The organism is Nocardia sp. NPDC003963, assembly GCF_053605105.1.
Genome location: NZ_JBSGIP010000032.1, coordinates 41,993 through 66,481, shown reverse-complemented (window position 1 = coordinate 66,481; position 24,489 = coordinate 41,993). Strand labels below are relative to the sequence as shown.

At 67.3% G+C, this 24,489-nt stretch carries 26 protein-coding genes; 16 read left to right on the top strand and 10 right to left on the bottom strand.

Annotated features, from left to right (window positions below; genetic code table 11):
* Positions 1–97: 97 nt before the first annotated feature.
* Positions 98–946, bottom strand: a complete 849-nt coding sequence (locus ACWEWT_RS29915) for an alpha/beta fold hydrolase (RefSeq protein ID WP_452563970.1) — start codon at positions 944–946, stop codon at positions 98–100.
* A 57-nt stretch (positions 947–1,003) separates the two neighbouring features.
* Between ACWEWT_RS29915 and ACWEWT_RS29910 the strand changes: the two genes are divergently transcribed.
* Genes ACWEWT_RS29910 through ACWEWT_RS29900 form a run of 3 tightly spaced genes read left to right on the top strand, consistent with a single transcriptional unit; the run spans position 1,004 to position 2,773 of the window.
* Positions 1,004–1,786: an exodeoxyribonuclease III gene (locus ACWEWT_RS29910; protein WP_452563968.1), complete on the top strand. Its 783-nt coding sequence runs from the start codon at positions 1,004–1,006 to the stop codon at positions 1,784–1,786.
* Positions 1,787–1,796: 10 nt separating this feature from the next.
* Positions 1,797–2,291 carry a ribonuclease domain-containing protein gene (locus ACWEWT_RS29905; protein ID WP_452563966.1) on the top strand — a complete coding sequence of 165 codons (495 nt, stop codon included), beginning with the start codon at positions 1,797–1,799 and terminating at the stop codon, positions 2,289–2,291.
* Positions 2,291–2,773, top strand: coding sequence for a barstar family protein (locus ACWEWT_RS29900; protein WP_452563965.1), 483 nt, complete (start codon positions 2,291–2,293; stop codon positions 2,771–2,773). Before ACWEWT_RS29905 ends, ACWEWT_RS29900 begins: the two co-directional genes overlap by 1 nt.
* A gap of 19 nt (positions 2,774–2,792) precedes the next feature.
* Here ACWEWT_RS29900 and ACWEWT_RS29895 read toward each other — a convergent pair whose 3' ends face one another.
* From ACWEWT_RS29895 to ACWEWT_RS29885, 3 genes are all read right to left on the bottom strand, one after another.
* The gene (locus tag ACWEWT_RS29895; RefSeq protein ID WP_452563964.1) at positions 2,793–3,428 is read right to left on the bottom strand and encodes a TetR/AcrR family transcriptional regulator; all 636 of its coding nucleotides are present in this window, start codon (positions 3,426–3,428) and stop codon (positions 2,793–2,795) included.
* 131 nt (positions 3,429–3,559) lie between these two features.
* Complete coding sequence (locus ACWEWT_RS29890) at positions 3,560–4,009, bottom strand: type II toxin-antitoxin system VapC family toxin (protein ID WP_452563962.1); 450 nt, start codon at positions 4,007–4,009, stop codon at positions 3,560–3,562.
* A complete protein-coding gene (locus tag ACWEWT_RS29885; protein ID WP_452563961.1) occupies positions 4,006–4,245 on the bottom strand; it encodes a ribbon-helix-helix domain-containing protein in 240 nt (79 codons plus the stop codon). The genes ACWEWT_RS29890 and ACWEWT_RS29885 overlap by 4 nt, the downstream gene beginning before the upstream one ends.
* A gap of 200 nt (positions 4,246–4,445) precedes the next feature.
* Here ACWEWT_RS29885 and ACWEWT_RS29880 point away from each other — a divergent pair, with 200 nt between their 5' ends.
* The 5 genes from ACWEWT_RS29880 to ACWEWT_RS29860 all read left to right on the top strand — a co-directional run bounded on the left by ACWEWT_RS29880 (position 4,446) and on the right by ACWEWT_RS29860 (position 10,520).
* Positions 4,446–5,399 (top strand): oxygenase MpaB family protein, encoded by a 954-nt coding sequence (locus ACWEWT_RS29880; RefSeq protein ID WP_452563959.1) that lies wholly within the window; start codon positions 4,446–4,448, stop codon positions 5,397–5,399.
* Between the two features lie 81 nt (positions 5,400–5,480).
* A complete protein-coding gene (gene trpS / locus ACWEWT_RS29875) occupies positions 5,481–6,515 on the top strand; it encodes a tryptophan--tRNA ligase (RefSeq protein WP_452563957.1) in 1,035 nt (344 codons plus the stop codon).
* Between the two features lie 44 nt (positions 6,516–6,559).
* On the top strand, positions 6,560–7,588 hold the full coding sequence (gene yhjD / locus ACWEWT_RS29870; RefSeq protein WP_452563955.1) for an inner membrane protein YhjD: 1,029 nt from the start codon (positions 6,560–6,562) through the stop codon (positions 7,586–7,588).
* A gap of 429 nt (positions 7,589–8,017) precedes the next feature.
* On the top strand, positions 8,018–9,259 hold the full coding sequence (locus ACWEWT_RS29865) for an MFS transporter (protein ID WP_452563953.1): 1,242 nt from the start codon (positions 8,018–8,020) through the stop codon (positions 9,257–9,259).
* Entirely contained in the window at positions 9,249–10,520 is a 1,272-nt protein-coding gene (locus tag ACWEWT_RS29860) for an ATP-grasp domain-containing protein (protein ID WP_452563952.1), read from the top strand. The genes ACWEWT_RS29865 and ACWEWT_RS29860 overlap by 11 nt, the downstream gene beginning before the upstream one ends.
* Before the next feature lie 52 nt (positions 10,521–10,572).
* Here the strand turns inward: ACWEWT_RS29860 and ACWEWT_RS29855 are convergent, their stop codons facing one another.
* From ACWEWT_RS29855 to ACWEWT_RS29835, 5 genes are all read right to left on the bottom strand, one after another.
* Complete coding sequence (locus ACWEWT_RS29855; RefSeq protein ID WP_452563975.1) at positions 10,573–11,874, bottom strand: D-alanyl-D-alanine carboxypeptidase family protein; 1,302 nt, start codon at positions 11,872–11,874, stop codon at positions 10,573–10,575.
* A 229-nt stretch (positions 11,875–12,103) separates the two neighbouring features.
* Positions 12,104–13,198: an adenosine deaminase gene (locus tag ACWEWT_RS29850; RefSeq protein ID WP_452563951.1), complete on the bottom strand. Its 1,095-nt coding sequence runs from the start codon at positions 13,196–13,198 to the stop codon at positions 12,104–12,106.
* Between the two features lie 73 nt (positions 13,199–13,271).
* Positions 13,272–14,696, bottom strand: coding sequence for a thymidine phosphorylase (locus ACWEWT_RS29845; protein WP_452563949.1), 1,425 nt, complete (start codon positions 14,694–14,696; stop codon positions 13,272–13,274).
* A gap of 54 nt (positions 14,697–14,750) precedes the next feature.
* The gene (locus ACWEWT_RS29840; protein WP_452563947.1) at positions 14,751–15,752 is read right to left on the bottom strand and encodes an LLM class flavin-dependent oxidoreductase; all 1,002 of its coding nucleotides are present in this window, start codon (positions 15,750–15,752) and stop codon (positions 14,751–14,753) included.
* A 158-nt stretch (positions 15,753–15,910) separates the two neighbouring features.
* A complete protein-coding gene (locus tag ACWEWT_RS29835) occupies positions 15,911–16,306 on the bottom strand; it encodes a cytidine deaminase (protein ID WP_452563946.1) in 396 nt (131 codons plus the stop codon).
* A 193-nt stretch (positions 16,307–16,499) separates the two neighbouring features.
* On the opposite strand from ACWEWT_RS29835, the gene ACWEWT_RS29830 reads away from it, so the two are divergent.
* The 8 genes from ACWEWT_RS29830 to ACWEWT_RS29795 all read left to right on the top strand — a co-directional run bounded on the left by ACWEWT_RS29830 (position 16,500) and on the right by ACWEWT_RS29795 (position 23,564).
* Entirely contained in the window at positions 16,500–16,760 is a 261-nt protein-coding gene (locus tag ACWEWT_RS29830; protein WP_452563944.1) for a hypothetical protein, read from the top strand.
* Between the two features lie 657 nt (positions 16,761–17,417).
* Complete coding sequence (sdhC, locus tag ACWEWT_RS29825) at positions 17,418–17,816, top strand: succinate dehydrogenase, cytochrome b556 subunit (protein WP_452563942.1); 399 nt, start codon at positions 17,418–17,420, stop codon at positions 17,814–17,816.
* 3 nt (positions 17,817–17,819) lie between these two features.
* A complete protein-coding gene (locus ACWEWT_RS29820) occupies positions 17,820–18,251 on the top strand; it encodes a succinate dehydrogenase hydrophobic membrane anchor subunit (RefSeq protein WP_452563941.1) in 432 nt (143 codons plus the stop codon).
* Positions 18,252–18,267: 16 nt separating this feature from the next.
* Complete coding sequence (sdhA, locus tag ACWEWT_RS29815; protein ID WP_452563940.1) at positions 18,268–20,097, top strand: succinate dehydrogenase flavoprotein subunit; 1,830 nt, start codon at positions 18,268–18,270, stop codon at positions 20,095–20,097.
* Positions 20,097–20,870: a succinate dehydrogenase iron-sulfur subunit gene (locus ACWEWT_RS29810; RefSeq protein ID WP_452563938.1), complete on the top strand. Its 774-nt coding sequence runs from the start codon at positions 20,097–20,099 to the stop codon at positions 20,868–20,870. The genes sdhA and ACWEWT_RS29810 overlap by 1 nt, the downstream gene beginning before the upstream one ends.
* Positions 20,871–21,010: 140 nt before the next feature.
* A complete protein-coding gene (locus ACWEWT_RS29805; protein WP_452563936.1) occupies positions 21,011–21,928 on the top strand; it encodes a metal ABC transporter substrate-binding protein in 918 nt (305 codons plus the stop codon).
* Positions 21,925–22,659, top strand: a complete 735-nt coding sequence (locus ACWEWT_RS29800) for a metal ABC transporter ATP-binding protein (protein ID WP_452563934.1) — start codon at positions 21,925–21,927, stop codon at positions 22,657–22,659. The genes ACWEWT_RS29805 and ACWEWT_RS29800 overlap by 4 nt, the downstream gene beginning before the upstream one ends.
* A gap of 5 nt (positions 22,660–22,664) precedes the next feature.
* On the top strand, positions 22,665–23,564 hold the full coding sequence (locus ACWEWT_RS29795; RefSeq protein ID WP_452563932.1) for a metal ABC transporter permease: 900 nt from the start codon (positions 22,665–22,667) through the stop codon (positions 23,562–23,564).
* 178 nt (positions 23,565–23,742) lie between these two features.
* Here ACWEWT_RS29795 and ACWEWT_RS29790 read toward each other — a convergent pair whose 3' ends face one another.
* Positions 23,743–24,426 (bottom strand): JAB domain-containing protein, encoded by a 684-nt coding sequence (locus ACWEWT_RS29790; protein WP_452563930.1) that lies wholly within the window; start codon positions 24,424–24,426, stop codon positions 23,743–23,745.
* Positions 24,427–24,489: the final 63 nt, after the last annotated feature.

Here is a 24,489-nt window from a genome sequence, read left to right as displayed (position 1 = left end):
AGGCCTCGAAAGCGCATGAGCCGAAGGCTCGAGTCTCGAGGCCTGAACGGCGGGACATCAGGGGGCCTCGACCCCGCGGTGCCGGAGGCGCCGCCGATTACACAGCGCGCAGGTGGTCGCGGCTGGCGTAGATGTGCTCGGCGATGAGGTTCGCCACCCGCTCGGGGGTTTCGAGCATCGGCACATGGCCCGCCCGCCGCATCATGATCCGGTCCGCCGATTCCGGCAGTTCCCGCAGGAATCGGCGGCCGTAGGTATGTGCGGGCAGGATCCGGTCCGAATCGGCGAGGATCAGCCGGACCGGAGTGGTCAGCTCGGATACATCGGCCAGGCCCGGGCCGCGCAGCGTGGCCGCGATCAATGGTCGCAGTGCCGGACAGTGCAGCGCCGCCCGGATCTGCGTCGCGATATCGGCGCGAGGGACATCCCCGGGGTTCCGGACCAGCAGGTGGGCGGCCGCGCGCCGGACCACCCGGCTCTCGGCCGGGAAATCACCCAGCTTCGTACCGATCTCGATGAGCGGGGTGAGGGCGACGAACTTGGCGGCCGCGTAGATCTGCGCCGTCGACGGGGTACGCCAGCCGCCGGCCGGGGCGACGGCGGTGAGTGTGCGGGCCCGGCCGCGCCGGGCCAGTTCGAAACCCACCCAGCCGCCGAGCGAATTACCGGCGATATGGCAGGTCCGCCAGCCGAGGTCGTCGAGCTGGGCTTCGACCCGGTCGGCGATACGCTGCACCGTGTAGTCGCCGTCGGTGAACTCCGGGCCGCCCCAGTGCCCGGCCAGCGCGGGGGCGAAGACCTCGCAGCGGGCGGCCAGGCGGGTCGCAGTCTGCTCCCAGCAGTGCGGGGAGAGCAGGAAACCGTGCAGCAGCAGGAGCGGGGCGCCCGATCCCAGGTGCAGTGCCCTGACCGGTTCCGGTGACGGGGTAGCGGAGGTGCCTGACATCGATGTCGTCACCCCTTCCTGGCAAGTAGCGGTGACCTGTCATTGTACGGTCGTTCGGTGCCGTACATCCTTTCCACTGTCAATGTCAACGGGGTCCGGGCCGCCGCCGGCAAGGGGCTGCTGGCCTGGTTGTCCCGGACCGAGGCCGATATCGTCTGTCTGCAGGAAACGCGGGCCGACGACGCCCAGATCGCCGTCGCGCTCGCTCCCGCGCTGGATCAGGGGTGGGTGCTCGCGCACGCCGAACCCGGTTCGAAGGGGCGGGCGGGTGTCGGGGTGCTGTCGCGGCGGCCGATGCGGTCGGTTCGGGTCGGGGTGGAACCGGACAGCGAATTCGCGGCCACCGGCCGCTATATCGAGGTCGAATTCGACGAGGTCACCGTCGCGAGTGTGTACGTCCATACGGGAGAAGCGGATACGCCCCGGCAGGATGAGAAGTACCGGTTCCTCGACGAACTCGCCGCCCGGATGTCCACCCGCACCGGATCTTTCGTGATCGCCGGTGACTGGAACATCGCGCACACCGAACGAGATCTGAAGAACTGGAAGGGAAATCTGAAGAAATCCGGTTTCCTACCGGCCGAGCGGGCCTGGCTGGACCGGCAGCTGGCCGCCGGATACGTCGATGTCGTCCGGGAACTTCACCCGGAGGGTGACGGCCCGTTCAGCTGGTGGTCGTATCGTGGGCGCGCGTTCGACAACGACACCGGCTGGCGGATCGATTATCAGCTGGCGACGCCGGAAGCCGCCGAACGGGCGAAGCAGGCGGTGGTCGAACGTGCCGCGACCTACGCGGAGCGCTGGTCCGACCATGCTCCGGTGACGGTCCAGTATCGATGAAGGGGTAGTCGTGCGTGCGAAAGTTCTGAAGGTCCTCTCCGCGGTGGGCGCGGTGGTGGTGGCGATCGTGGTCGCCCTGCTCAGCACCCAGGGCGGGGACGACAGCGGGTCACCGGCCGCGGCGTCGCTGTCCGGCACCACCGTGACCTCCGCGCCGGCCGGTGCGAAGCCCGCGCCCGCCGGGTCCGGGGCGACCGATGCCCCGGTGGCGTCGAAGGTGGCCGGGGTGCCCGACCGTGCCTATACGACCCTCGCGGAGATCGATGCGGGCCGCTGGCCCGATTCGGCGAACGCACCGGGGACGAAGGGCGGTATCTCGTTCGGGAACCGGGAGGGCCGCCTGCCCGCGACGGATTCCGCGGGCAAGGCCGTGAAATATCAGGAGTGGGATGTGAACCCGAAGAAGCAGGGGCAGTCCCGCGATGCCGAACGCATTGTCACCGGTAGCGACGGTTCGGCCTGGTACACCGGCGACCATTACGACAGCTTCACCAGGATGCGCTGATGGCCGAGCCGCTGCCGTTGACAGAATTCCTGGCCCTCCCGTCCCGCGAACAGCTCACTGCCGTCGGCCCGCCGCCGGCGGTGGGGTCGGTGAACGTGGACGCCGCCGAGTTCAGCAGGGTGCGTTACGGCGTGCCCGCCGGGTACCGGGTGCGCGAGGTCCGGGGCAGCCGGATGCGCACGGTGGCGGCGTTGTTCGACGAGTTCGCCGCGGCACTGCAGTTCCCGTACTACTTCCGGCCGAACAAGGATTCGTTCGACGAGTGCCTGCTGAGTATCGACGACTCACTCGGCGACGCCGAAGGCTACGTGCTGGCCGTCCGTGACGCGGATCAGCTTCTTGCCGACGAGCCTGCGGAACGGGCCTGGTTCGCCTCGGTGATCCGGGAATGCGCGGACTTCTGGCCGTCGCGCGACGTTGCTTTCCGAGTCGTGCTGCAGGGATCGCCGCAGGGTCTGTCCGCGGTTCCCCTCCATATCTGAGCGCGGCACCGTGGCGGGTTCAGTCGCCGCGGTGCGCGAAATCCTCACCCAGCAGGACGAAGACGTCCGTCGTGTAGTCGATGAGTTCGTCCCGGCCGATCGGCAGATCACCGCGTACCCAGCCGGTCAGTGTCTGCACCAGCCCACCCACCAGGTAGGTGGCGCGGAAATCGATCACCGGATCCGGCGCCGGATCGGTGACCCCGTAGAACTCGATCCCCTCGCTGGCGACCAGCCGGGCGAAGACCCGGATCGTCTCGGTGGTGCGGGCCCGTAACTGCGGGGTGGCCATGGCGGCGACCATGGTGACCTCGGTTTTGCGGGGGTCGTCGGTGAGCAGGTGGATACCGGCGGTGATGGCGGCGTGCGCCTTGGCCCGGGAATCGGCACCGGCGTTCTGCAGGGCCGCCGCGATCGCGACCACCAGCTCTTCGGCGATACCGTCGATCAGCGCGGTGAGCACGTCGTCGCGGCTGCTGAAACTCTCGTAGTAGTAGCGCTCGTTGAGTCCGGCTTCCGAGCACATCCCGGATACGGTGAGCTTGTCCAGGCCCTGGGTGCCGATGATCTCCAGCGCCGCGTCCAGGAGCGCGGACCGTCGCTGTACTCGCCGTTCCTCCGCGGACAAGCCGCCATAGGTGCGCTGCGCTGCCATCCCTCGATGATCGCAGGCGCTGGGCGGGGCTGCGTACGGGGCGGCCTTCGTAGCCGCGCAGTGTGGCGACCCGGATACGATCGAGGACGCCGCCACGGTGGTCGGCGAAGCAGTTCGGAGTGCCCGTGGCTCTATTGCCGGATCGGATTACCGTCGTCGGGTAGGAGACGGAAATAGCTGTACCCGGTGAGCGGCCGCATCGCGCGGAAATCGCGCCGATCCAGCGTCAGTACGGCGTCCGTGTCGTATTCGGCGGCAAGTGCCACATTCACCGCATCGGCCAGGTCCAGCTCCAGATCCTGGTATCGCCGCTCTACGGCTCGAGCCGCGGTCATGGTTTCCAGCCGTGCCTCCGGGATGGTGAAACGCATCCGATCAACCTGCGCGAACAGGAAGTCCATCAACGTATTGCGGGCCGTGCGGCCGAACCTCTGCTTCGCCAGATGATCGACCTCGGTGAGTACAAGTTGCGAGATCACCACAAGGCCGGCTCGTTCGAGATGGCGACGACAGTCGGTGTGCTCCGCGGCGTTGCGATCGGCTGTCGCGATGATGCCCGAAGTGTCGGCGATAACGATCACCGGCGGCGTGTTCCGTCGGTGACCGCGCGGCTCACATCGGCTTTATCGGCAGGCGTACCAGGGCCGTCGAACGCTGGAAAGTCCAGAGGCTCGCTCCAGACGCGCATCTTCTGCGCGGTCCGATGAATGGCCTCGCGGATGATCTCGGCTTCGGAAACTCCTTGCCGGGCGGCGGCCTCTTTGATGATGGCGAGGTCGTCGGGGTCGGCATAAACGTTCGTTCTCTTGAGAGACATGTACCTATGCTAGTACATGTCTCTGGTTGCGAGTGGGCGATCAGCAAGTGGGCGCGGGCGACCGCTCGATGCCGCTCGGTATCTGCGGCCGACCCCTCCCGAGGGATTTTGGCTGCTGGCCTTGCCGGAATTCCGAAACTGGTGGATTCTATTGCCAGATGGTTTCGGGGCTCGATGCGGAGCTGGACCGGAGGATTGAGATGGCTGTGGACACGGGATACTTCTCCGACGATTCGATGATCCGGCGGGTGATGCGCAAACGCGCCGTCGGCCTCACCTACGGATTGCGGGCGCTGGTGATCGGCGCGGTCAACCCGCTGCTCTACGTGGGGACCGCCGAATCGACCGAGCATCGCGACACCCCCTACACCCGGCTCGCGCTCACCGGGAAACTCTTCGAGGCCGTGTTCTTCGGCACCCGGGAAGAGGCCGACCGGGCGCTCGAGTTCACCGGGAAGAAGCACGCGCAGGTGCGGGGCCGGCTACCGGAGGACGCGGGCGCGCATCATCCGGCGGGGACGGCCTATTCCGCCTACGATCCGCATCTGAGCTTCATGACCATGGCGTTCACCTTCGAATCCGCGGAGGTCATGTACGACCTGCTGGTCCGGCGACTCAGCGATACCGAACGCGAGGACCTGTATCAGGACTATGTGCGCTGGGGTGAGCTGTTCGGGATGCCGCGTACCGCCGCACCCGCCGACTACCGCGCGTTCCGGGCCTATTTCGACAGCTATCTGGCCTCCGACGAGATGTTCCTGACCGACGAGGCGCGCATGGTGGGCAACTATCTCTGCGGGCACGAGGTGCCCTATCCGCAGCGGGCGCCGGGCCGGCAGGTGAGTTCGGCGTACTACCTGCTGGTACAGGGCAGTCTGCCCGGGCGGATCCGCGATATGTACGGGATCGAGTGGAAGCGGACCGACGAGCTCGCCTACCGCGGGCTGGCGCGATCGGTACGCAATGCGCACAGTGTGCCGTCGGTACTGGTGCCGCGGCCGGTGAAAACGGCGTTGAACGGGCCGAGCGCGCCGGTGTACCGGCTGATCACGAAGCAGGAGCAGCGGCTGGCCCGGGAGGGGAAGCGCAGTATGCCCGGGATCGATCCGCGTCCGCGCGGGCGAGTCCGGCCCGGAGGCGGAAGCGCAGCGTAACGACGCGGGGCCCTCGATCGTGTGCGATGGATACAGCGGGCGGAGCGTAATTCGCCTTGATCCACATGCGAAGATCGGGGCATGTCCAGTCCTGCGCAGACCCCGGCCGCCGGGGAACGTAAACAGCGGGTGCTCTCCGGTATCCAGCCGACCAGTGCCTCGTTCCATCTCGGGAACTACCTCGGTGCTCTCCAGTACTGGGTGAATATGCAGGACGACTACGACGCGCTGTACTTCATCCCGAATATGCACGCGATCACGGTGACGCAGGATCCCGAGGAGCTGCGCCGGCGCACCCTGGTGGCGGCGGCGCAGCTGCTGGCGCTGGGGATCGACCCGCAGCGCTCGACACTGTTCGTGCAGTCGCAGGTGCCCGAGCACGCCGAACTGACCTGGGTGCTGAGCTGTATCACCGGGTTCGGCGAGGCGAGCCGGATGACCCAGTTCAAGGACAAGTCGGTGAAGCAGGGTGCCGACAACACCACCGTCGGCCTGTTCACCTATCCGGTGCTGATGGCGGCCGATATCCTGCTCTACCGGGCGCATCAGGTGCCGGTGGGGGAGGACCAGCGCCAGCATCTCGAGCTCACCCGCAACCTGGCCCAGCGGTTCAACACCCGGTTCAAGAAGACCTTCGTCGTCCCGGAGGCCCATATCGTCAAGGGCACCGCGAAGATCTACGACCTGCAGGATCCCACCGCGAAGATGAGCAAATCCGCGAGTTCGGACGCGGGCCTGATCAACCTGCTCGACGACCCCAAGATCACGGCGAAGAAGGTGCGTTCGGCGGTGACCGATACCGAGCGCGAGATCCGCTACGACACCGAGCACAAGCCGGGGGTCAGCAATCTGCTGGTGATCCTGTCGGCGCTCACCGAGACGCCGATCGTGACCCTGGAGAAGGATTACGCCGGGCGCGGCTACGGTGATCTGAAAGTCGACGTCGCCGACGCACTGGTCGAATTTGTCACGCCTTTGCGTGCGAAAGTGGAAGAGTACATGGCGGATCAGGGTGAACTCGACCGCATACTCGCCATCGGTGCCGAGCGTGCGCGCGAGATCGCCGGCAACACTCTCGCACAGGTTTACGACCGGGTCGGCTTCCTGGCTCGCTGATACCGGTCGACCGGCCGTGCGCGTGGCGATGAGGGGCGCGAACAGTGCAGGTGATCGACAAGGGCAAGGCCGCCGTCGGACGAATGATCGGACAGCGGCCGTGGCTCGACCATCTGGTGCGCGCGGCCGGTAGATATCAGAGCCAGCGCGGCGACTACTACGCGGCGGGTATCACCTATTTCACCGTGCTGTCGCTGTTCCCGCTGCTGATGATCGCTTTCGCCATCGCGGGTTTCGTGCTCGCGGGTAATTCCGAACTGCTGGGTGAAATCCAGGAGAAGGTCGTCGAGAACATCCCCGGCGAAATGGGCGACCAGCTCAACGATCTGATCGATCAGGCGGTGCGCTCGCGCGGGACGGTCGGTGTCCTGGGTCTGCTCACCGGGTTGTATTCGGGGCTCGGCTGGATGGCGAATCTGCGCAAGGCGCTCACCGAACAGTGGGAGCAGCCGTCGGAGGAGGACAACTGGCTGCGGACCAAGGTCTCGGATCTGGGTGCGCTGCTCGGGCTCTTCGTGGCACTGGTGGTGTCGCTGGGCCTGTCGGCGGTGGCGTCGAGCCGGATCGGGGTGCAGCTGCTCGAGGCGATCGGACTCGACGAGATGCCGGGGGTGCGCTGGCTGCTGTGGCTGCTGTCCACGCTGCTCGCCATGGTGGCCTCCTGGGCCCTGTTCGCCTGGATCATCGCCCGCCTGCCGCGTGAACCGGTCACCCTGCGCAGCGCCCTGAAGGCAGCGGCCTTGGCGGCGGTGGGGTTCGAGGTGTTCAAGAACCTCGCCGGGTTCTATATGCGGGCGGTGCTGAACAGCCCGGCCGGGGCCGCCTTCGGCTCGATCATCGGCATCATGGTGTTCAGCTATGTGGTCTACCGGATCATCCTGTTCGCCACCGCCTGGGCGGCGACCGCCCGGGAGAACGAACAGCTGACCTCGGTGCCGGTGCCCGGTCCCGCCCTGATCCGGCCGCGGATGGACAGTGGGCGGCCGGGGTTCTTCGGTGGTGTCGCGTTGTTCGGTGCGGGTGCGCTCGCCACGCTGGGCGTCGCCCGGCTGCGCCGCCGTCGGCGCGGCTGAAGACGGCAGTGCGCCCGGGCTTCCGGGGGTGCGCGGTACTCGCGTGATCATCGGCTGTTCGGTCATATTTCACCTCGCGCCCGAAATCGAACTGCGGGCGGCGGGCAAGCGACACAGGGGAGTACGGCGGTATCCATTCCGTGCCTCGACGGTGTCGATTCGGACATAATGCCGCCGCGGCGACGCTCGAGTACTTCACGGACAGCTACTTACGTGTCCTGAATGCGGATATTTCGCTTCGGATGACGGATGTTCCGGAAAGACGTTTGGCTTATCGTCCGTTTCCAGGCAGCCCGTTCCGGAAACTCACCGGGGCGCAGAACATTTGGAATGCTGCCGAGCAGAGGAGGACCCGGTGGATTCCGAGGCGCCGACCCCACATCCTGTACCAGAGGCGGTACGACCGGCGGATTCGAGGCAGGTCGTCCGTTGGCCGTCGCGCTAGCCGGTAAGCGGAAACCGCCGGCCTTTCCCGCGGAAGTGTGGATTGTTTCCATCACCACCTTTCTGAGTAGGTCGGTCGGTTTTCTGGCCCTCTTCGCCACCGTCTTCTACCAATCCATGGGGCTCGGTGCCCGGGAGCTCGGCCTGGCATTGTTCGCGGGTGGTTTCGCCGGTGTACTGGGGTCGGTCGCCGGTGGTCGGTTCGCCGCCCGCTTCGGTTCCACCGATGTACTGATCGCCGGGTCCCTGCTCAATGTCCCGCTGCTGTACCTGCTCGGCATCTCTTCGACGGATCCGGTGCCCGCGATCGTGCTCGCTTCGCTGAGCGTGGCGGTGACGCAGTCGTTCTCGGGCCCGGCGGCCGCGCTGGTGACCGGATCGAGTTACGCGGGCAATACCGTCACGGTGGTTGCCTTTCACAGGATTTTCCTCAGCAGTGGTGTCACCGTCGCTCCGATCATGGTCACCGCGGTGGGAGCGGACAATTTCCCCCTGCTCTTCTCGCTGTCCGCGCTCGGATCGCTGGCCACCGCCGCCTTTCTGTTCTCCGAACGGGCCAGGCTCCGTGCCGCCGAGGCTCTCGCGGCGGTCCGGGAACGGACGGTATCCGGGCCACCGCTCGTTTCCGATCTCGACGCGGCGACCCCGGACGATCCCTCCCGGATCTCGCGACTATGGGCCTTGGTTGTGGTATTCGGCACCGCGATGGCGGTGTACGCGCAGAGTACGAGCGGAATTCCGCTTTCGGTCGAGAAGATATCCGACGGCGGCCGACTCTACGGTGTGCTGCTGGTCGTCAATTCCCTCTTCATCATCTTCTTGGAGCTACCGATCAGCACTCTGACGGCCCGACTGAAATGGAATTACGCACTCGGTCTGGGGATATTCGTCACCGGTCTCGGGCTCGCCGTCTGCGGTGCCGGCTCCAGCTGGACCGTATGTATTACCGGATTCGTGCTCTTCTCGCTGGGTGAGGCGGTCTTCATGCCACGGGCGAGCGCCTCGATAGCCGATATCTCGACGCCTTCGGAAAACCCGAGATATCAGGGATATCTGTCGGCGGCGCAGTCTCTCGGTTTCGCGGTGGGGCCGGGTATCGGAGCCTTCGGGGTACTGCACGACAGTGCGCTGTACTGGACGCTCGTCGTCCAGATCTCGTTCGCCGCGGGTGCGGTGGCGGTAGTAGCAGGAATGTCCAAGGACAGGAGTTCGGTTCGTGTCGAATAGTTCGGTATTGATCGTCGACCCGGTGAGTTCGGGAAAACTGTATCCCAGCGTGCTCGAGCGGTACGGAATCGAAACAATTCTCTTGGATACCGATCATGCGCTGGTCTCGGAATTCCGCACTGTGCCCACACCGGGCGCTCTGGATTTCGCCGCCGATCTCGGAAATTCCTACGATCTGCTGCTGGACATATGTGCCGAGCGGTCGGTGGGATACGTCGTCGCCGGGTCCGAGCCGGGTGTGGAATTGGCCGAACGCTTACGTACCGATATTCCGGGCTGTCCCACCGGCGAGACGCTTCTGCCGATGCGAAGATGGGATAAGCAGTACATGTTCGAGGCCTTGGCGGCGGCCGGGGTGCCTACACTCACCACTCGCGCTGTCCCTTCTGGTCGGGATGCCGTGCCCGCAGAGGCGGTCGCGGATCTGCGCGCGGGCCGGAAACTCGTGGTCAAGCCGGCCCGGGGCGCCGCCTCGGTCGGCGTCCGGTTGGTGGCGACACCCGCTGAGCTGACCGCCGCGGTATCGGCGATCACCGACGGTGCCGGCCTGTTCGGCGGTACCTCGGCGGCCCTGATCCAGGAAATGTATCCGGCTCCGCGGGTGGAATACGCCGTGGACACCTTCTCCACTCCGGCGGGGCACGAACTCGTCTGCGTCAGCGTGTACGACAAATGGGTTTCGGCCACCGGGGATTTCGTCTACGAACGAGGCCGGTGGCTCGGACACGACGACCCGGTGGTGGAGGAGCTGGCCGGCTACGCGCACCGGGTGCTCGATGCTCTGGGCGTACGAGTGGGTCCGGCGCATATGGAGATCATGTCCGGCCCCGTGGGACCCCGGTTGATCGATTTCGGTGCGCGCGCGCACGGTATCGGTCATCCGCGGCATACCCATCTGCTCACCGGTAGTTCGCAGATCCACCGCGAATGCGAATACATCGCCGAACTCTTCGGGCTGCCGGTGCCGGACGCGGGACGCGGGACGGGATACGCGCTCTCCCGGCACGGTGCACTGGTGCTGCTGAGTATCGATCGGCAAGCCGAGTACCTCGGCGGCGCCGAGGCCGAACTGGCGGGACTTCCCGGCGTACAGGAGGTCCGGATGGGAGCCGTGCCGGGCCGGACTTATCCGCCGACCGGGTCCATGATGGATTCGGTGGCGCTCGGCCTGGTGTTCGTGGTCGCCGACAGTGCCGACGAACTGGATTTCCGGTGCACCGAAGTCCGTAAGCGGGCCGGTGATTTCTTCGCACCGGTGTGATCCGGGGCGCGCCCGGGCCCCGCGGGGCCCGGGCGCCGATCGGTAACTGCCGTCAGTGCCTGCGGGTGCGGACGTGCCAGGTACCGAGCAGCAGGATGGGTACCAGGATCAGGCCGCCGACCATGAGCAGCATCCACAGCTCGTCGAATTCACCGCCGGCACCCGGTCCCTGCGCGGAGTAGGCGATCGCGTTCTCCGGTGGTGCCGCCAACCCCGGTGCGCTGAGCACGGATTCGCCGTCGTCCCCGGGGATATCCCCGACCTGCGCGTTCCGATCGAGTGCGAATCCGTAGTCGAGCAAGCGCGCGGCCTGCTCCCAGGGGCGGATCGGCAGGACATCGGCCTGGAGCAGCGTGACCGCCAGCCGGCGGCCATCGCGCTGGGCGGCCGCGACGAAGGTCTGGCGGGCGTCGTCGGTGTAGCCGGTCTTCCCGCCGAGGGCGCCGGGATAGTTGTAGAGCAGACCGTTGTCGTTGGCGATCGGGAACCCGGGGTGGTCCTGGTCGCCGGGAATTTTCGGATCGGCCGGAAATCCGGGGAAGTCGAACTGCTCGGTACCGATCATCTCCGCGAACAGCGGGATCGACATGGCCTCCCGGAACAGTAGCGACAGATCGTAGGCCGAGGTGCTCATCCCGGGTCCGTCCAGTCCGGACGGCGTGGCCGCGCGGGTGTCGGCGGCGTGCAGCGATTTCGCGAGATCGTTCATCTTCGCCACCGCGACCGCGTCGCCGCCCATCTGAGCGGCCAGCGCGTGCGCGGCATCGTTACCGGAGGCCATCACCAGGGCGTGCAGCAACTGCCGGTTGCTGTAGCGGCCGCCCGGTCCGATGCCGACTCTGGTGCCCTCGACATCGGCGTCGGCCTGGGTGCCCACGACGACCTCGTCCAGGTCCAGGGTGCGCAGCGCGACGATCGACAAGAGAACTTTGATGGTGCTGGCCGGGCGGTACCGGCCGTGCGGGTCCTTGGTTGCGAGGACCGCTCCGGTGTCCAGATCCGACACCATCCAGGCGGTCGCGGAGATATCGGCCGGCAGCGCGGGGGCGCCGGTGGGCAGGACCACACCGCATTCGCCGAGCCGCTTTCCGCCGACGGGAGAATCGGGGACCGACAGTGGTTCCGGCGCTGGTTCGCCCGGTTCCGGGACCTCGGAGGCATCGATCGCCGGTGGTGGCTGCGTTTTGTGCGGGCACGTATCGGTGACCGGTGTGGTGAACGGGGTGGTGGTGGGTGGTGCGGGCTGCGCTGCCGCGGGCCCGCATACGACGATCGGTCCGGCCGCGAGAATCACGGCGGAGAGCACCGAGCCGAGCAGTCGGGCGGTGCGCTGGTTCTGCTGCCTGTTGTACATATCGACGCCGAGCTTAAAGGGCACCGCCGGCCCCGGCCGCCCACAGCCGCGCCGGGCGGGAGGGAACGCGGAGGTGCGCATCGATGGCGCTGTCGGCGACGGCCGCCCATAGCCGCGCACGGCCGGAGCGAATGCGGAGGTAGGCCTCGAATCCCCGCACCGGAGATGTACGCCACAGGCTCCCACCAGTGGTTTTCGTACCGTCCGGTATTCGAGGGGCGCCCGCGGTTCAGCCCAGGAGTACCGCGTATCCCGGTTTGATGATGTCGTCGATGATGCGCAGCCGCTCCGGGAACGGGATGAACGCCGACTTCATCGCGTTGATGGTGAAACGTTCCAGATCGCTCCAGCCGTAACCGAAGGTCTGGTGCAGTTTCAGCATCTCCCGGCTCATGGTGGTATCGCTCATGAGCCGGTTGTCGGTGTTCACCGTCACCCGGAAGCGCAGGCGCGCCAGCAGGTCGAACGGATGCTTGTCCAGCGAGGGGACCGCGCCGGTCTGGACATTCGACGACGGGCACAACTCCAGCGGAACCCGGGTATCGCGCACATAGGCCGCCAGCCGGCCGAGCCGGGCATCCCCGACCGCGCCCGGTACCTCGATATCGTCGACGATGCGGACCCCGTGGCCGAGCCGGTCGCAGCCGCAGAACGCCAGCGCCTCGTGGATCGACGGCAGACCGAACGCCTCACCCGCGTGGATCGTGAAATGCGCGTTGTTGACCCGCATGTACTCGAACGCGTCCAGATGCCGGGTGGGCGGGTAGCCGGCCTCCGCGCCCGCGATATCGAAACCGCAGACACCCCGGTCGCGGAAACGGATCGCGAGCTCCGCGATCTCGCGGGACCGCGCCGCGTGCCGCATGGCGGTCAGCAGGCAGCGCACCACGATGGGCTGCCCGGCCGCGGCGGCCGCCGCCTCGCCCGCGGCGAATCCGGCCAGAACGTGCTCGACCACCTCGTCCAGGGTCAGATCCTGTTCGAGGTGCTGTTCGGGCGCGAACCGCACCTCGGCATAGACCACACCGTCGGCGGCCAGATCCTCGGCACATTCGCGGGCCACCCGGTGCAACCCCGCGGGGGTCTGCATCACCGCGACGGTATGGGTGAAGGTCTCCAGGTAGCGTTCCAGCGAACCGCTGTCGGCCGCGTCCCGGAACCAGTGCGCCAGCGATTCCGCATCCTGCGCGGGTAGGTCGTAACCGCAGTCCGCGGCCAGTTCGAGCACTGTGGCGGGCCGCAGACCACCGTCCAGGTGGTCGTGCAGCAGCGCCTTCGGTGCCCGGCGCAGCGTTGCGAGGTCCAGCGGCAATGGTCCGGTCATGTACCGACGGTATCGCCGAATGTCGCGCCGGTCAGCCGGACGCCCGGAAATGTTCCACCTCTTCGGCTGCTGCTCACTCCGAATTACCCGGGTGGTCAGCGGCCGGATGCGGATGCGGATGCGCGGTACCGAGACCCGAGCGGGCAGGCGGATGCCCGGCATACCGGTGTGGCGACCAGCGGTGATCGCTGTGGCGAACGGACGGGATCCGGTCGAGGATCAACGGCCCGCGGCCGGCTCCGGCACCGGCACCGGATTCCGCCTCGACGGTGATCGTTTCGGCCAGGGCATCGAACGCGCGGGGAAAGGTTTCCGGGGTGTCGGTGTGCAGGGTGAGCAGCGGTTGCCCGGCGGTGACCCGTTCGCCCGGTCCGGCGTGCCATCGGATCCCGGCGCCGGCCTGGACGGGATCACCCTGGCGGGCGCGCCCGGCACCCAGCCGCCAGGCTGCGATACCGACCCCGCGCGCGTCGAGGCGGGTCAGGATGCCGGAGGACGGGGCGGACAGGGTTTCGGTATGGGCGGCGGTGGGCAGCGGTGCGGCGGGGTCTCCGCCCTGGGCGCGGATCATCGCTCGCCAGTGGTCCATGGCCCGGCCGTCGGCCAGTGCTCCGGCCGGGTCGATATCCAGACCCGCCAGCGCGACCATCTCCCGTGCCAGGACCATCGTGAGCTCCACGACATCGGACGGTCCGCCGCCCGCGAGCACCTCCACGGCCTCGGCGACTTCGAGCGCGTTACCCGCGGTGCGGCCGAGCGGAGTGTCCATCGCGGTGAGCAGGGCCACGGTGTCGACCCCGGCGTCGGCGCCGAGTTCGACCATCGTGGTGGCCAGTGCGCGGGCCTCCTCGCGGGTGCGCATGAACGCGCCCGAACCGACCTTCACATCGAGCACCAGGGCGGCGGTGCCCTCGGCGATCTTCTTGCTCATGATCGACGCGGCGATCAGCGGAATGGATTCGACGGTGCCGGTGGTGTCGCGCAGCGCGTAGAGCCGTTTGTCGGCGGGGGCCAGGTCGGCACCGGCCGCGCAGACCACACACCCGGCGGCCGGATCGGTGAGGATCTCGCGCATCCGGTCCGGCCCGATATCGGCCAGCCAGCCGGGGATCGCCTCGAGTTTGTCCAGGGTGCCGCCGGTATAGCCCAGGCCGCGCCCGGACAGCTGCGGGACCGCCGCCCCGCAGGCCGCCACCAGGGGAGTCAGCGCCAGAGTGATCTTGTCACCCACACCGCCGGTGGAATGTTTGTCCACCGTCGGCCGGGTGAGATCGGTGAAATCCAGCCGCCGGCCCGAGCGGATCATCGCCTCGGTCCAGCGCGCGGTCTCGCGGCGGTTCATCCCGCGCAGCACGATCGCCATGGCCAGCGCCGCCATCTGCTCGTCGGCCATCTCGCCGCGGGTGAACGCGGCGAGGGCCCAGTCGATCTGCGCGTCGGACAGTTCCTCCCCGTCGCGTTTGGCTCCGATGATCGATACCGCGTCGTATGCCGTCACGCCCTCAGTCTGGCAGCGTGGGCGGTACGCCGCCGGAGTGTGGCGGGCGCGGTGTCACTCCTGGAGGGCGCGCAGGGTTTCGAGGCGGTGTGCCACGGTGGGGCCGGTCGGGGTGACGATGATCTCGTCCGCGCCGGTGTCCTTCGCGAGGACGTCGAGCCGGTCGCGGACCTCGTCGCGGGTGCCGATCGCCTGATCGGCATTGCGGTCGTCGACGAACGCGTTCTCCGCGTCCGACCACGCGTACTCCTCCGCTTCGGCCAGCGTCGGTATCCGCTGGGGCAGTTGCCCGGTGCGCATTCGCAGCTGGACCAGGCTCTGCGGCAGGGTCCGCCGGCGGGCCTCGGCCGCGGAATCGGCGACCACGGTCGCCACGGCCAGCATCGAATGCGGTTCGCTGAGCACCTCGGAGGGCCGGAACTCGCTGCGATACAGGTCGAAGACCAGCGGGGTGTTGCGTCCACCGGCGAAATGATGGGCGAAGGCGAACGGCAACCCCATCATGGCGGCCAGCCGGGCACTGAAGTCACTGGAACCGAGCAGCCACATCTCGGGAGAGTCGCCTTTACCGGGCACCGCCTGGATGCGGTCGCCCTGTCCGCCGCGCAACGGCGGAATCGTCCCGAAGTAGGCGAGCAGTTCCACCACCTGCTTGGGGAAATCCTCCACCGCTTCGGCCGCGGCGCCGCGCCGGATGGTCGCCGAGATGAGCGGATCGGTACCCGCCGCGCGCCCCAGCCCCAGGTCGACGCGGTCGCCGTAGAGCGCCACCAGGGTGCCGAATTGTTCGGCGACCACCAGCGAGGAATGGTTGGGCAGCATCACACCGCCGGAGCCCACCCGGATCCGTTCGGTCGCCGCGGCCACCGCGGCGATCAGCACCGGCGGCGCCGAACTGGCGATACCCGGCATGCCGTGGTGCTCGGCCACCCAGAAGCGGCGGTACCCCAGTCGTTCGGCCTCCCGGGCGACGGTGAGGGTGTCGGCGAGGGCCTGCCGATGCGATCCGTCGGCGGCGACCGCGGCCAGGTCGAGAACGGAGAGGGGAACTGTCATACCCGGACCAACCCGTCCGGTCGCCCCGGGATTCCACGACGGCGGTCACCGGGTGCCGGCCGGTGCGCTTCGCCGCTGTCGATGTCGACGGTGCCGCCCCCGGCCACACCGGAGGGCCCGGTAAGCCGCCGGCCGGGATCCGGTCCGGCAGCGAGCCCTCAGCTCCGCCCGGCTGCCAGGTCGTCGGGTCCGAAGGCATCGGCCAGCAGCCGGCCCAGCGGGACCGGTCCGTCCCGGTGGTCGACCAGCAGTTCCTTTCCGCCGAATTCGTAGAGCACCTGCCGGCAGCGGCCACAGGGCAGCAGGATCTCGCCCCGGGAGTCGCAGACCGAGACCGCGATCAGCCGCCCGCCGCCCGCCGATCTGTGGTTGCCGACCAGCACACATTCGGCGCACAGCCCCAGTCCGTAGGAGACGTTCTCGATATTGCAGCCGAGCGAGACCGCGGCGCCGTCCCACCCGGCCGCCCCCACCGGAAAATCCGAGTACGGGGCGTAGGCGCGTCGCATAGCGGTCTGCGCGCTGGTGCGAAGAAGATTCCAATCGATAGCCATAGCTCGCTCCCGCGTCCGTGGGCGACCCATCGGGTCCCGGCCCAGCCTGCCGTATCACCGTGTCCGCCGCGCGACAGCGCACGATCCGCTGCGCGACCGCGCGTTCCGGGCGGATGTGAAACACGTCGTATCGCTCGGAGATACATACAGTGCCCGGCCATCCGGTCCGGGGCCCATCACGAGGAAGGTGCGAATGACGCTTCCCAGGTTCCTCATCGTCATGGTGTATTCGAAACTGCTGCTGTCCAAGCTCGATATCGACGGTGCGGTCGAGGTGCGGATGGAGTACCGGATCGTGCCCGATCACGAGGCCGATCCCACCGTCGGCAAGTACCCGCAGAGCGCGCCGGCCAGTCAGGGCCTGCTCGGGCGGGTGCCCGGCGATATCGTCGATACCGTTTTCAACTACGAAGCAGTGCGGTTGCGGGTCGAGTCGATCCACGAAGGCGACTGACCCGCCGAGGTCCGCTGACGGCGGCCCGATCGCGGGGCGCCCGGCGGCCGGTGGGCCCGGAATCCTGCTGGGCCCGGTCCGTGGAGGACGCCTCCGACCGGTGGCCTCCGCGCAATTCCCGGATATTGCCGAATAGCCTTTCGTCCGGAGTCGATCTGTCGGCTACTCTTGAGTAACTTGCCCTCGTGGACTGAGACATTTTGCACATTGCCGCCGCGCGCAATGGCGACATCGGCATTGTGGGTTCGTGGGCGTGTGGTAAATCGCGGGCCGGGGCGTGCTGCCCGCGTGGAGATGTGAAATACGCTGCGCAGCAAGGTTTTGCGGAACAATTCGAGGTTGCGGAAGGGTTCCGGTAGTAGGTGATGGAAGGCGCGACGAACCCGTCGCGGAACGCCTCCATTGCCGTACAAAGGTAAACCTAACCTGTGTGATCTGGGCGCAACGCGCGGCACGCCGAATTAGTTCCCCGATTGTCGGAGGATTAGAGTCCAGAACAGATCGGTTCAGGTTCGGCGGCGGCGAGCCCATCGACAGCGGCCCCGGAGTCGGCCCCTGTCGGCCGTGGGTTGGTACGCCACCGAAATCCCGGCCCGCCACACCGGTGCCGGGATCTGCGACCGGGTCCATCAACGATGTTGGAGGCACCGAAACTCTATGGCCACGATAGAAGCTCCGGCTCAGCCGAAGCGCAAAACGCTGTACCGAGGCGACCCCGGAATGTGGTCCTGGGCCCTGCACCGGATCACCGGTGTCACGGTTTTCTTCTTCCTCTTCGTGCACGTCCTGGACACCGCGCTGGTACGGGTCAGCCCGCAGATGTACGACGAAGCGATCGAGATCTACAAGACGCCGATCGTCGCGCTCATGGAGATGGGCCTGGTCTTCTGTGTGCTGTTCCACGCGCTCAACGGGGTGCGGGTGATCCTGGTGGACTTCTGGTCCAACGGTCCCCGCTATCAGAAGCAGATGCTCTGGGGAATCATCGGGCTCGTGGTCGTGCTCCTGGTGCCCTCCATCGGCCGCATGTTCTACCTACTGTTGACGGAGCACTGAGCCATGTCCGCACCTGTTCTCGGTAAATCCCACGACCGTCCGGCGAGCCTGGACCTGCCCCGCTCCCCGCGTTCGCACGCCAGCGGGAACTTCGAGAAGTACGCGTGGCTGTTCATGCGGTTCTCCGGTCTCGCGCTCATCGTGCTGGTCCTCGGTCATATGGCGATCATGCTGCTGCTCGACGGCGGCGTGAAGCGGCTGAACTTCGCGTTCGTCGCCGGTCGGTGGTCCAGCCCGTTCTGGCAGATCTGGGATCTGGCCATGCTCTGGCTGGCGCAGCTGCACGGCGGTAACGGCGTGCGCACCGTGATCGCCGACTACTCGCGCAAGGACTCGACCCGGTTCTGGCTCAACACGCTGCTGGTGCTGTCGATGATCCTGATCATGGGCGTGGGCACCTACGTCATCTTCACCTTCGACCCCAACATCAGTTAGGAACGGGCCCCCTCGCATGAGTGAGCGCAGCGAACGAACCGACGCCGCAGGTGAGAGCAGCGAACGAACCAGCGGATCCGTCGAGTCCCGACCTGTTCAGGAGCACCGCTACGACGTGGTGATCGTGGGTGCCGGTGGCGCGGGTATGCGCGCGGCCATCGAGGCCGGCCCGCGGGCGCGGACCGCGGTGCTGACCAAGCTGTACCCCACCCGCAGCCATACCGGTGCGGCGCAGGGCGGTATGTGCGCGGCCCTGGCCAACGTCGAAGAGGACAACTGGGAGTGGCACACCTTCGACACGGTCAAGGGTGGCGACTACCTGGTCGATCAGGACGCGGCGGAGATCATGGCCAAAGAGGCCATCGACGCGGTGCTGGACCTGGAGAAGATGGGTCTGCCGTTCAACCGCACGCCCGAGGGCAAGATCGACCAGCGCCGGTTCGGCGGGCACACCCGTGACCACGGCAAGGCCCCGGTCCGGCGGGCCTGCTACGCCGCCGACCGCACCGGTCACATGATCCTGCAGACGCTGTACCAGAACTGCGTCAAGCACGACGTCGAGTTCTACAACGAGTTCTATGTGCTGGACCTGGTGCTGACCGATACCGATCGCGGCCAGGTCGCCACCGGTGTGGTCGCCTACGAGCTGGCCACCGGCGAACTGCACGTCTTCCACGCCAAGTCGATCGTCTTCGCGACCGGTGGTTCGGGCCGGATGTACAAGACCACCTCCAACGCGCACACGCTCACCGGTGACGGTATGGCGATCGTGTTCCGCAAGGGGCTCCCGCTCGAGGATATGGAATTCCACCAGTTCCATCCGACGGGCCTGGCCGGTCTGGGCATCCTGATCTCCGAGGCGGTCCGCGGCGAAGGTGGCATTCTGCGCAATGCCGACGGCGAGCGGTTCATGGAGCGTTACGCGCCCACCATCAAGGACCTCGCGCCGCGCGATATCGTCGCTCGCTCCATGGTGCTCGAGGTGCTCGAGGGTCGCGGTGCCGGACCGAACAAGGATTACGTCTACATCGACGTGACCCACCTCGGTGAGGATGTGCTCGAGGAGAAGCTGCCCGATATCACCGAGTTCGCCCGTACCTACCTCGGTGTGGATCCGGTGAAGGAACTGGTGCCGGTGTTCCCCACCTGCCACTACGTGATGGGCGGTATCCCCACCCGGATCGAGGGCGAGGTGCTGAAGAACAACACCGACATCATCCCCGGTCTCTACGCCGCGGGCGAATGCGCCTGCGTCTCGGTGCACGGCGCGAACCGCCTCGGCACCAACTCGCTGCTCGATATCAACGTATTCGGCCGCCGCGCGGGTATCGCCGCCGCGGAATACGCGCACCGCGCCGAGTTCGTCGAGATGCCGGAGCAGCCGGCGCAGATGGTGCAGGACTGGCTGGCGCTGATCCTGTCCGATCACGGCAACGAGCGGGTCGCCGATATCCGCACCGAACTGCAGCGGTCGATGGACAACAACGCGTCGGTCTTCCGCACCGAGGACACCCTCAAGCAGGCCCTCACCGATATCCACGCGCTCAAGGAGCGCTACGCCCGGATCACGGTGCAGGACAAGGGCAAACGCTACAACAGCGATCTGCTCGAGGCCGTCGAGCTCGGCTTCCTGCTGGAGCTGGCCGAAGTCACGGTGGTCGGGGCGCTCAACCGCAAGGAGTCGCGTGGCGGGCACGCGCGCGAGGACTACCCGGACCGCGACGACGTGAACTTCATGCGGCACACGATGGCCTACAAGGAGGGCGCGGATCTCCTCTCCGATATCCGCCTCGACTTCAAGCCGGTGGTGCAGACCCGTTACGAGCCGATGGAGCGTAAGTACTGATGACCGCTGTAGCCGAGAATCCGACGGCCACGAACCCGGCGCCGGTCCCCGAGGGCTCGACCATGATCACCGTCAAGGTGGCGCGGTTCAACCCCGAAGACGGCGAGGGGCAGCGCTGGGAGTCGTTCCAGGTGCCCGCGCTGTCGACGGACCGGTTCCTGAACATCCTCATCTACATCAAGTCCTATCTGGACGGCACGCTCACCTTCCGGCGCTCCTGCGCGCACGGTGTGTGCGGGTCCGACGCGATGCGGATCAACGGCGTGAACCGGCTGGCCTGCAAGGTCCTGATGAAGGATATGCTGCCGAAGAACGGCAAGCCGGTCACCATCACCGTCGAACCCATCCGCGGTCTGCCGGTCGAGAAGGACCTGATCGTGGATATGGAACCGTTCTTCGACGCGTTCCGGGCGGTGAAGCCGTACCTGATCACCTCCGGGAACGAGCCGACCTACGAGCGGATCCAGAGCCAGGCCGACCGCGCGCGCTTCGACGACACCACCAAATGCATCCTGTGCGCCTGCTGCACCACATCGTGCCCGGTGTACTGGACCGACGGCAGCTACTTCGGCCCGGCCGCGATCGTGAACGCGCACCGCTTCATCTTCGACAGCCGGGACGAGGCCGCCCGGGAACGTCTGGACATCCTCAACGAGGTCGACGGTGTGTGGCGCTGCCGCACCACCTTCAACTGCACGGATGCCTGCCCGCGTGGTATCGAGGTCACCAAGGCGATCCAGGAGGTCAAGCGGGCGTTGCTGTTCGCGCGCTGAGCGCGACCCTCGCCGACCGAACCGCTCCCGTGCCCGGCACGGGAGCGGTTTTGTGCTACCGGCCGTTTGTATTCCGTCACACGAACTTGATAATTCGGGTAGCCGAACTTACCATTCCGAGTGGAAGGCGGTGGTTCGGAATGCAGGTGTTTCCCCGGATCGCCGCCGTGCTCGCGGCCTGCGGCCTCACCGTCGTACTCACCGCCTGCGATACGTTCCACCTGCCGCGCACCGGCGAGCCGGTCGTCGCCACCACCTTCACCGTGCTGGCCGATATCGCCTCGAACGTCGCGGGTGAATACCTCGAAGTCCAGTCGCTCACCAAACCGGGCGCCGAGATCCACGGCTACGAGCCCACTCCGGGCGATATCAAGCGGGCCGCAAAAGCCGACCTCATCCTGGACAACGGGATGAACCTGGAGGCCTGGTTCGGCCAGTTCGTCGCCGATCTCGACGCCGAGCACGTCACGGTCAGCGAGGGGGTCGCCTCGGTACCGATCACCTCCGACGCCTACGCCGGAAAGCCCAATCCGCACGCCTGGATGTCGCCGCTCAACGTGCGGACCTATGTGGACAACATCGTGACCGCCTTCTCCCGGCTGGTCCCCGAGCACGCGGCGGCCTTCCGGGCCAACGGGGAAACCTACAAACAGCAGTTGCAGCAGGTCCACGACGAACTCGTCGCCGATCTCGCCACGCTGCCGCGCCGACAGCGCGCGCTGGTCACCTGCGAAGGTGCCTTCTCCTACCTCGCCCGAGACGCCGGGCTCTCGGAGTACTACCTCTGGCCGGTCAACGCCGAACAGCAGGCCACGCCGCAGCAGATCACCGGGGTGATCGAATATGTTCGTGACCACGATGTCCCGGCGGTGTTCTGCGAATCCACCGTTTCCGACGCTCCGATGCGGCGCGTGGTCGAGGCCACCGGGGCACGATTCGGTGGAGTGCTCTACGTGGACTCGTTATCGGCCGCCGACGGCCCGGTACCGACCTATCTGGACCTGATCCGGCACGACGCCGAGACCATAGCCGCAGCACTCACCGGGAGCAGGTCATGACAGTCCCCGCGATAGATGTCGACGGTGTCACCGTCTACTACGGCGAAGTGCAGGCGCTCGACGAGGTCCGGCTGAGGGTGGACGCCGGCCGCGTCTGCGCGCTCATCGGGATGAACGGGTCCGGGAAATCGACCCTGTTCAAAACCCTGATGGGGATGATCACCCCGGATCGGGGCACGGTCCGGATCGGCGGCGCCGAACCGGTGGCGGCGCGCCGCGCCGGTGTGCTCGGCTATGTCCCGCAGAACGAGGCCGTGGACTGGTCGTTCCCGCTGTCGGTACGCGATGTGGTGACCACCGGCCGCTACGGGCGGATGGGATTCACCCGGCGCGCGAGCCGGGCCGACCGGGCCGCGGTGGACGAGGCACTGGACCGGGTGGAACTGGCCGATCTCGCCGACCGCCAGATCGGGCGGCTCTCCGGTGGTCAGCGTAAACGCGCGTTCGTGGCGCGCGGTATCGCGCAGGATGCCCGGATCCTACTGCTCGACGAGCCGTTCGCCGGAGTGGACAAGAGGTCCGAGGCGACGATCACCCGCCTGCTGAAAGACCTCGCCGCCGACGGTGCGACCGTGCTGATCTCCACCCACGATCTGCACGCGCTGCCCGGCCTCGCCGACGAAGCCGTACTGCTGATGCGGCGCGTACTCGTCCACGGTGCTCCCGAGGAGGCCCTGCGGCCGGAGAACCTCGCTCTCGCCTTCGGCCTCGACGTGATCGGACAGCGGTGAGTGTGATGGATCTGCTCGAATTCCTGCTCGAACCGATGCGTTACGCGTTCATGGTGCGCGCGCTCACCGCCAGCGTCGTCGCGGCGATCGTCTGTGGTCTGCTGTCCTGCTGGCTGGTACTGGTGGGCTGGTCGCTGATGGGGGACGCCGTGTCGCACGCGGTGCTGCCGGGAGTGGTGCTCGCCTATATCGCGGGAGTCCCGTTCGCCGTCGGCGCGGTGATTTTCGGGTTCCTGGCGGTCGGGTTGATCGGGGTGGTCCGCGATACCAGCCGGGTGAAGGAGGACGCGGCCATCGGCATCGTGTTCACCACCCTGTTCGCTTTCGGTCTGGTGCTCATCTCGGTGACGCCCAGCAATACCGATCTCAACCACATCATCTTCGGGAACCTGCTGGGGGTGAGCCAGGATGAACTGGTCCAGATCGCCGGGCTGGCCGCCTTCGTCTTCGCCGCGCTCGTACTCAAACGCCGCGATTTCACGCTGTACGCCTTCGACCCCACCCACGCGTATGCGCTCGGGCTCAATCCGCGGGTCCTGGGCGCGACCCTGCTCGGTCTGCTCGCGCTGACCTCGGTGGTGGCCCTGCAGGCGGTGGGCGTGATCCTCGTGGTCGCGATGCTGATCATCCCCGGCGCGACCGCCTACCTGCTCACCGACCGCTTCGGGCGGATGCTGGTGATCGCCCCGGCGCTCTCGGCGATCTGCGCTGTCACCGGCCTGTATGTGAGCTACTACGCCGATACCGCGCCGGGTGCCACCATCGTGCTGGCCCAGGGGGCGGTGTTCACCCTGGTGTACCTGTTCGCGCCGCGGCAGGGGTTGATCGGTTCCCGGTTGGCCGCCGGGCGCCGCCGGGCCTCCACTGCGGCTCCTGCCGCTGTTGCGAGCGAACCGGCCTCCTGAGCGGCGACCTCCCGGATCCGGTGCGGCGAACCACCGTACCGGTGGTCGGCGACACTGTTCCCGGTGCCGCCGGGTACCTCGTACAGTTCGCCGCCGCGGCGTTGTACAACGGTCCGGCCGGTTCGATACGCCCGAACCCGGTCCGCGGCGGAGCGGCGGTGCGAAACCCGTCGCGGATTCACGGGAACGCGTCCTCGAACGGGGCGGCTCGTTGCCAGTTCTCGCCCGCGAGCACGACATGGTCCAGGAATCGCAGCCCCACCGTCCGTGCCGCGGCGGCCAGCAATGTGCTGGCGCGGCGGTCGTCCGGGCTGGGGGTCGGATCACCGGACGGGTGATTATGTGCCAGCGCGAAGGCCCGGCCGTCGTGTCGCAGGACCGTGTTCAGGATTTCGCGGACCGGTACCGCCACCTCGTCGATGGCGCCCTCGGCGACGAAAACCCGCTGCCGTGGCCGGTTACGCGCATCGCAGATCAGCACCAGCAGCCGCTCCACCCGGGCGCCGGCGAACAGGGGAGCGGCTTCCCGGGCCACATCGTCGGCTCGTAGCAGTGGCGCCGGCGTCGGGGTGCCGGCGCGCGCCCGGGCAGCCAGCTGGAACGCGGCGGCGATCGCGGTGGCCTTGGCGGCGCCCACCCCGGGCTGGCGCAGTAGTTCCTCCGGTCGTGCCGAGGCCAGCCCGCTCACTCCGCCGAACGCGGTGAGCAGTGCGAGCGCGAGTTCGACGGCGTTCTCCCCACGGCGGCCCTGGCCGAGCAACAGGGCGAGCAACTCACCGTCGTTCAACGCCTGCGGGCCGAGTGAACACAGGCGCTCGCGCGGTCGCTGCGCCACGGGTAGATCGGTGATCGGTACCGGCATGAATCCCCTCCAGACTCCGTGCGTCCGGATCATGCCAGCGGATACCGACAGATCTCGCCGGAC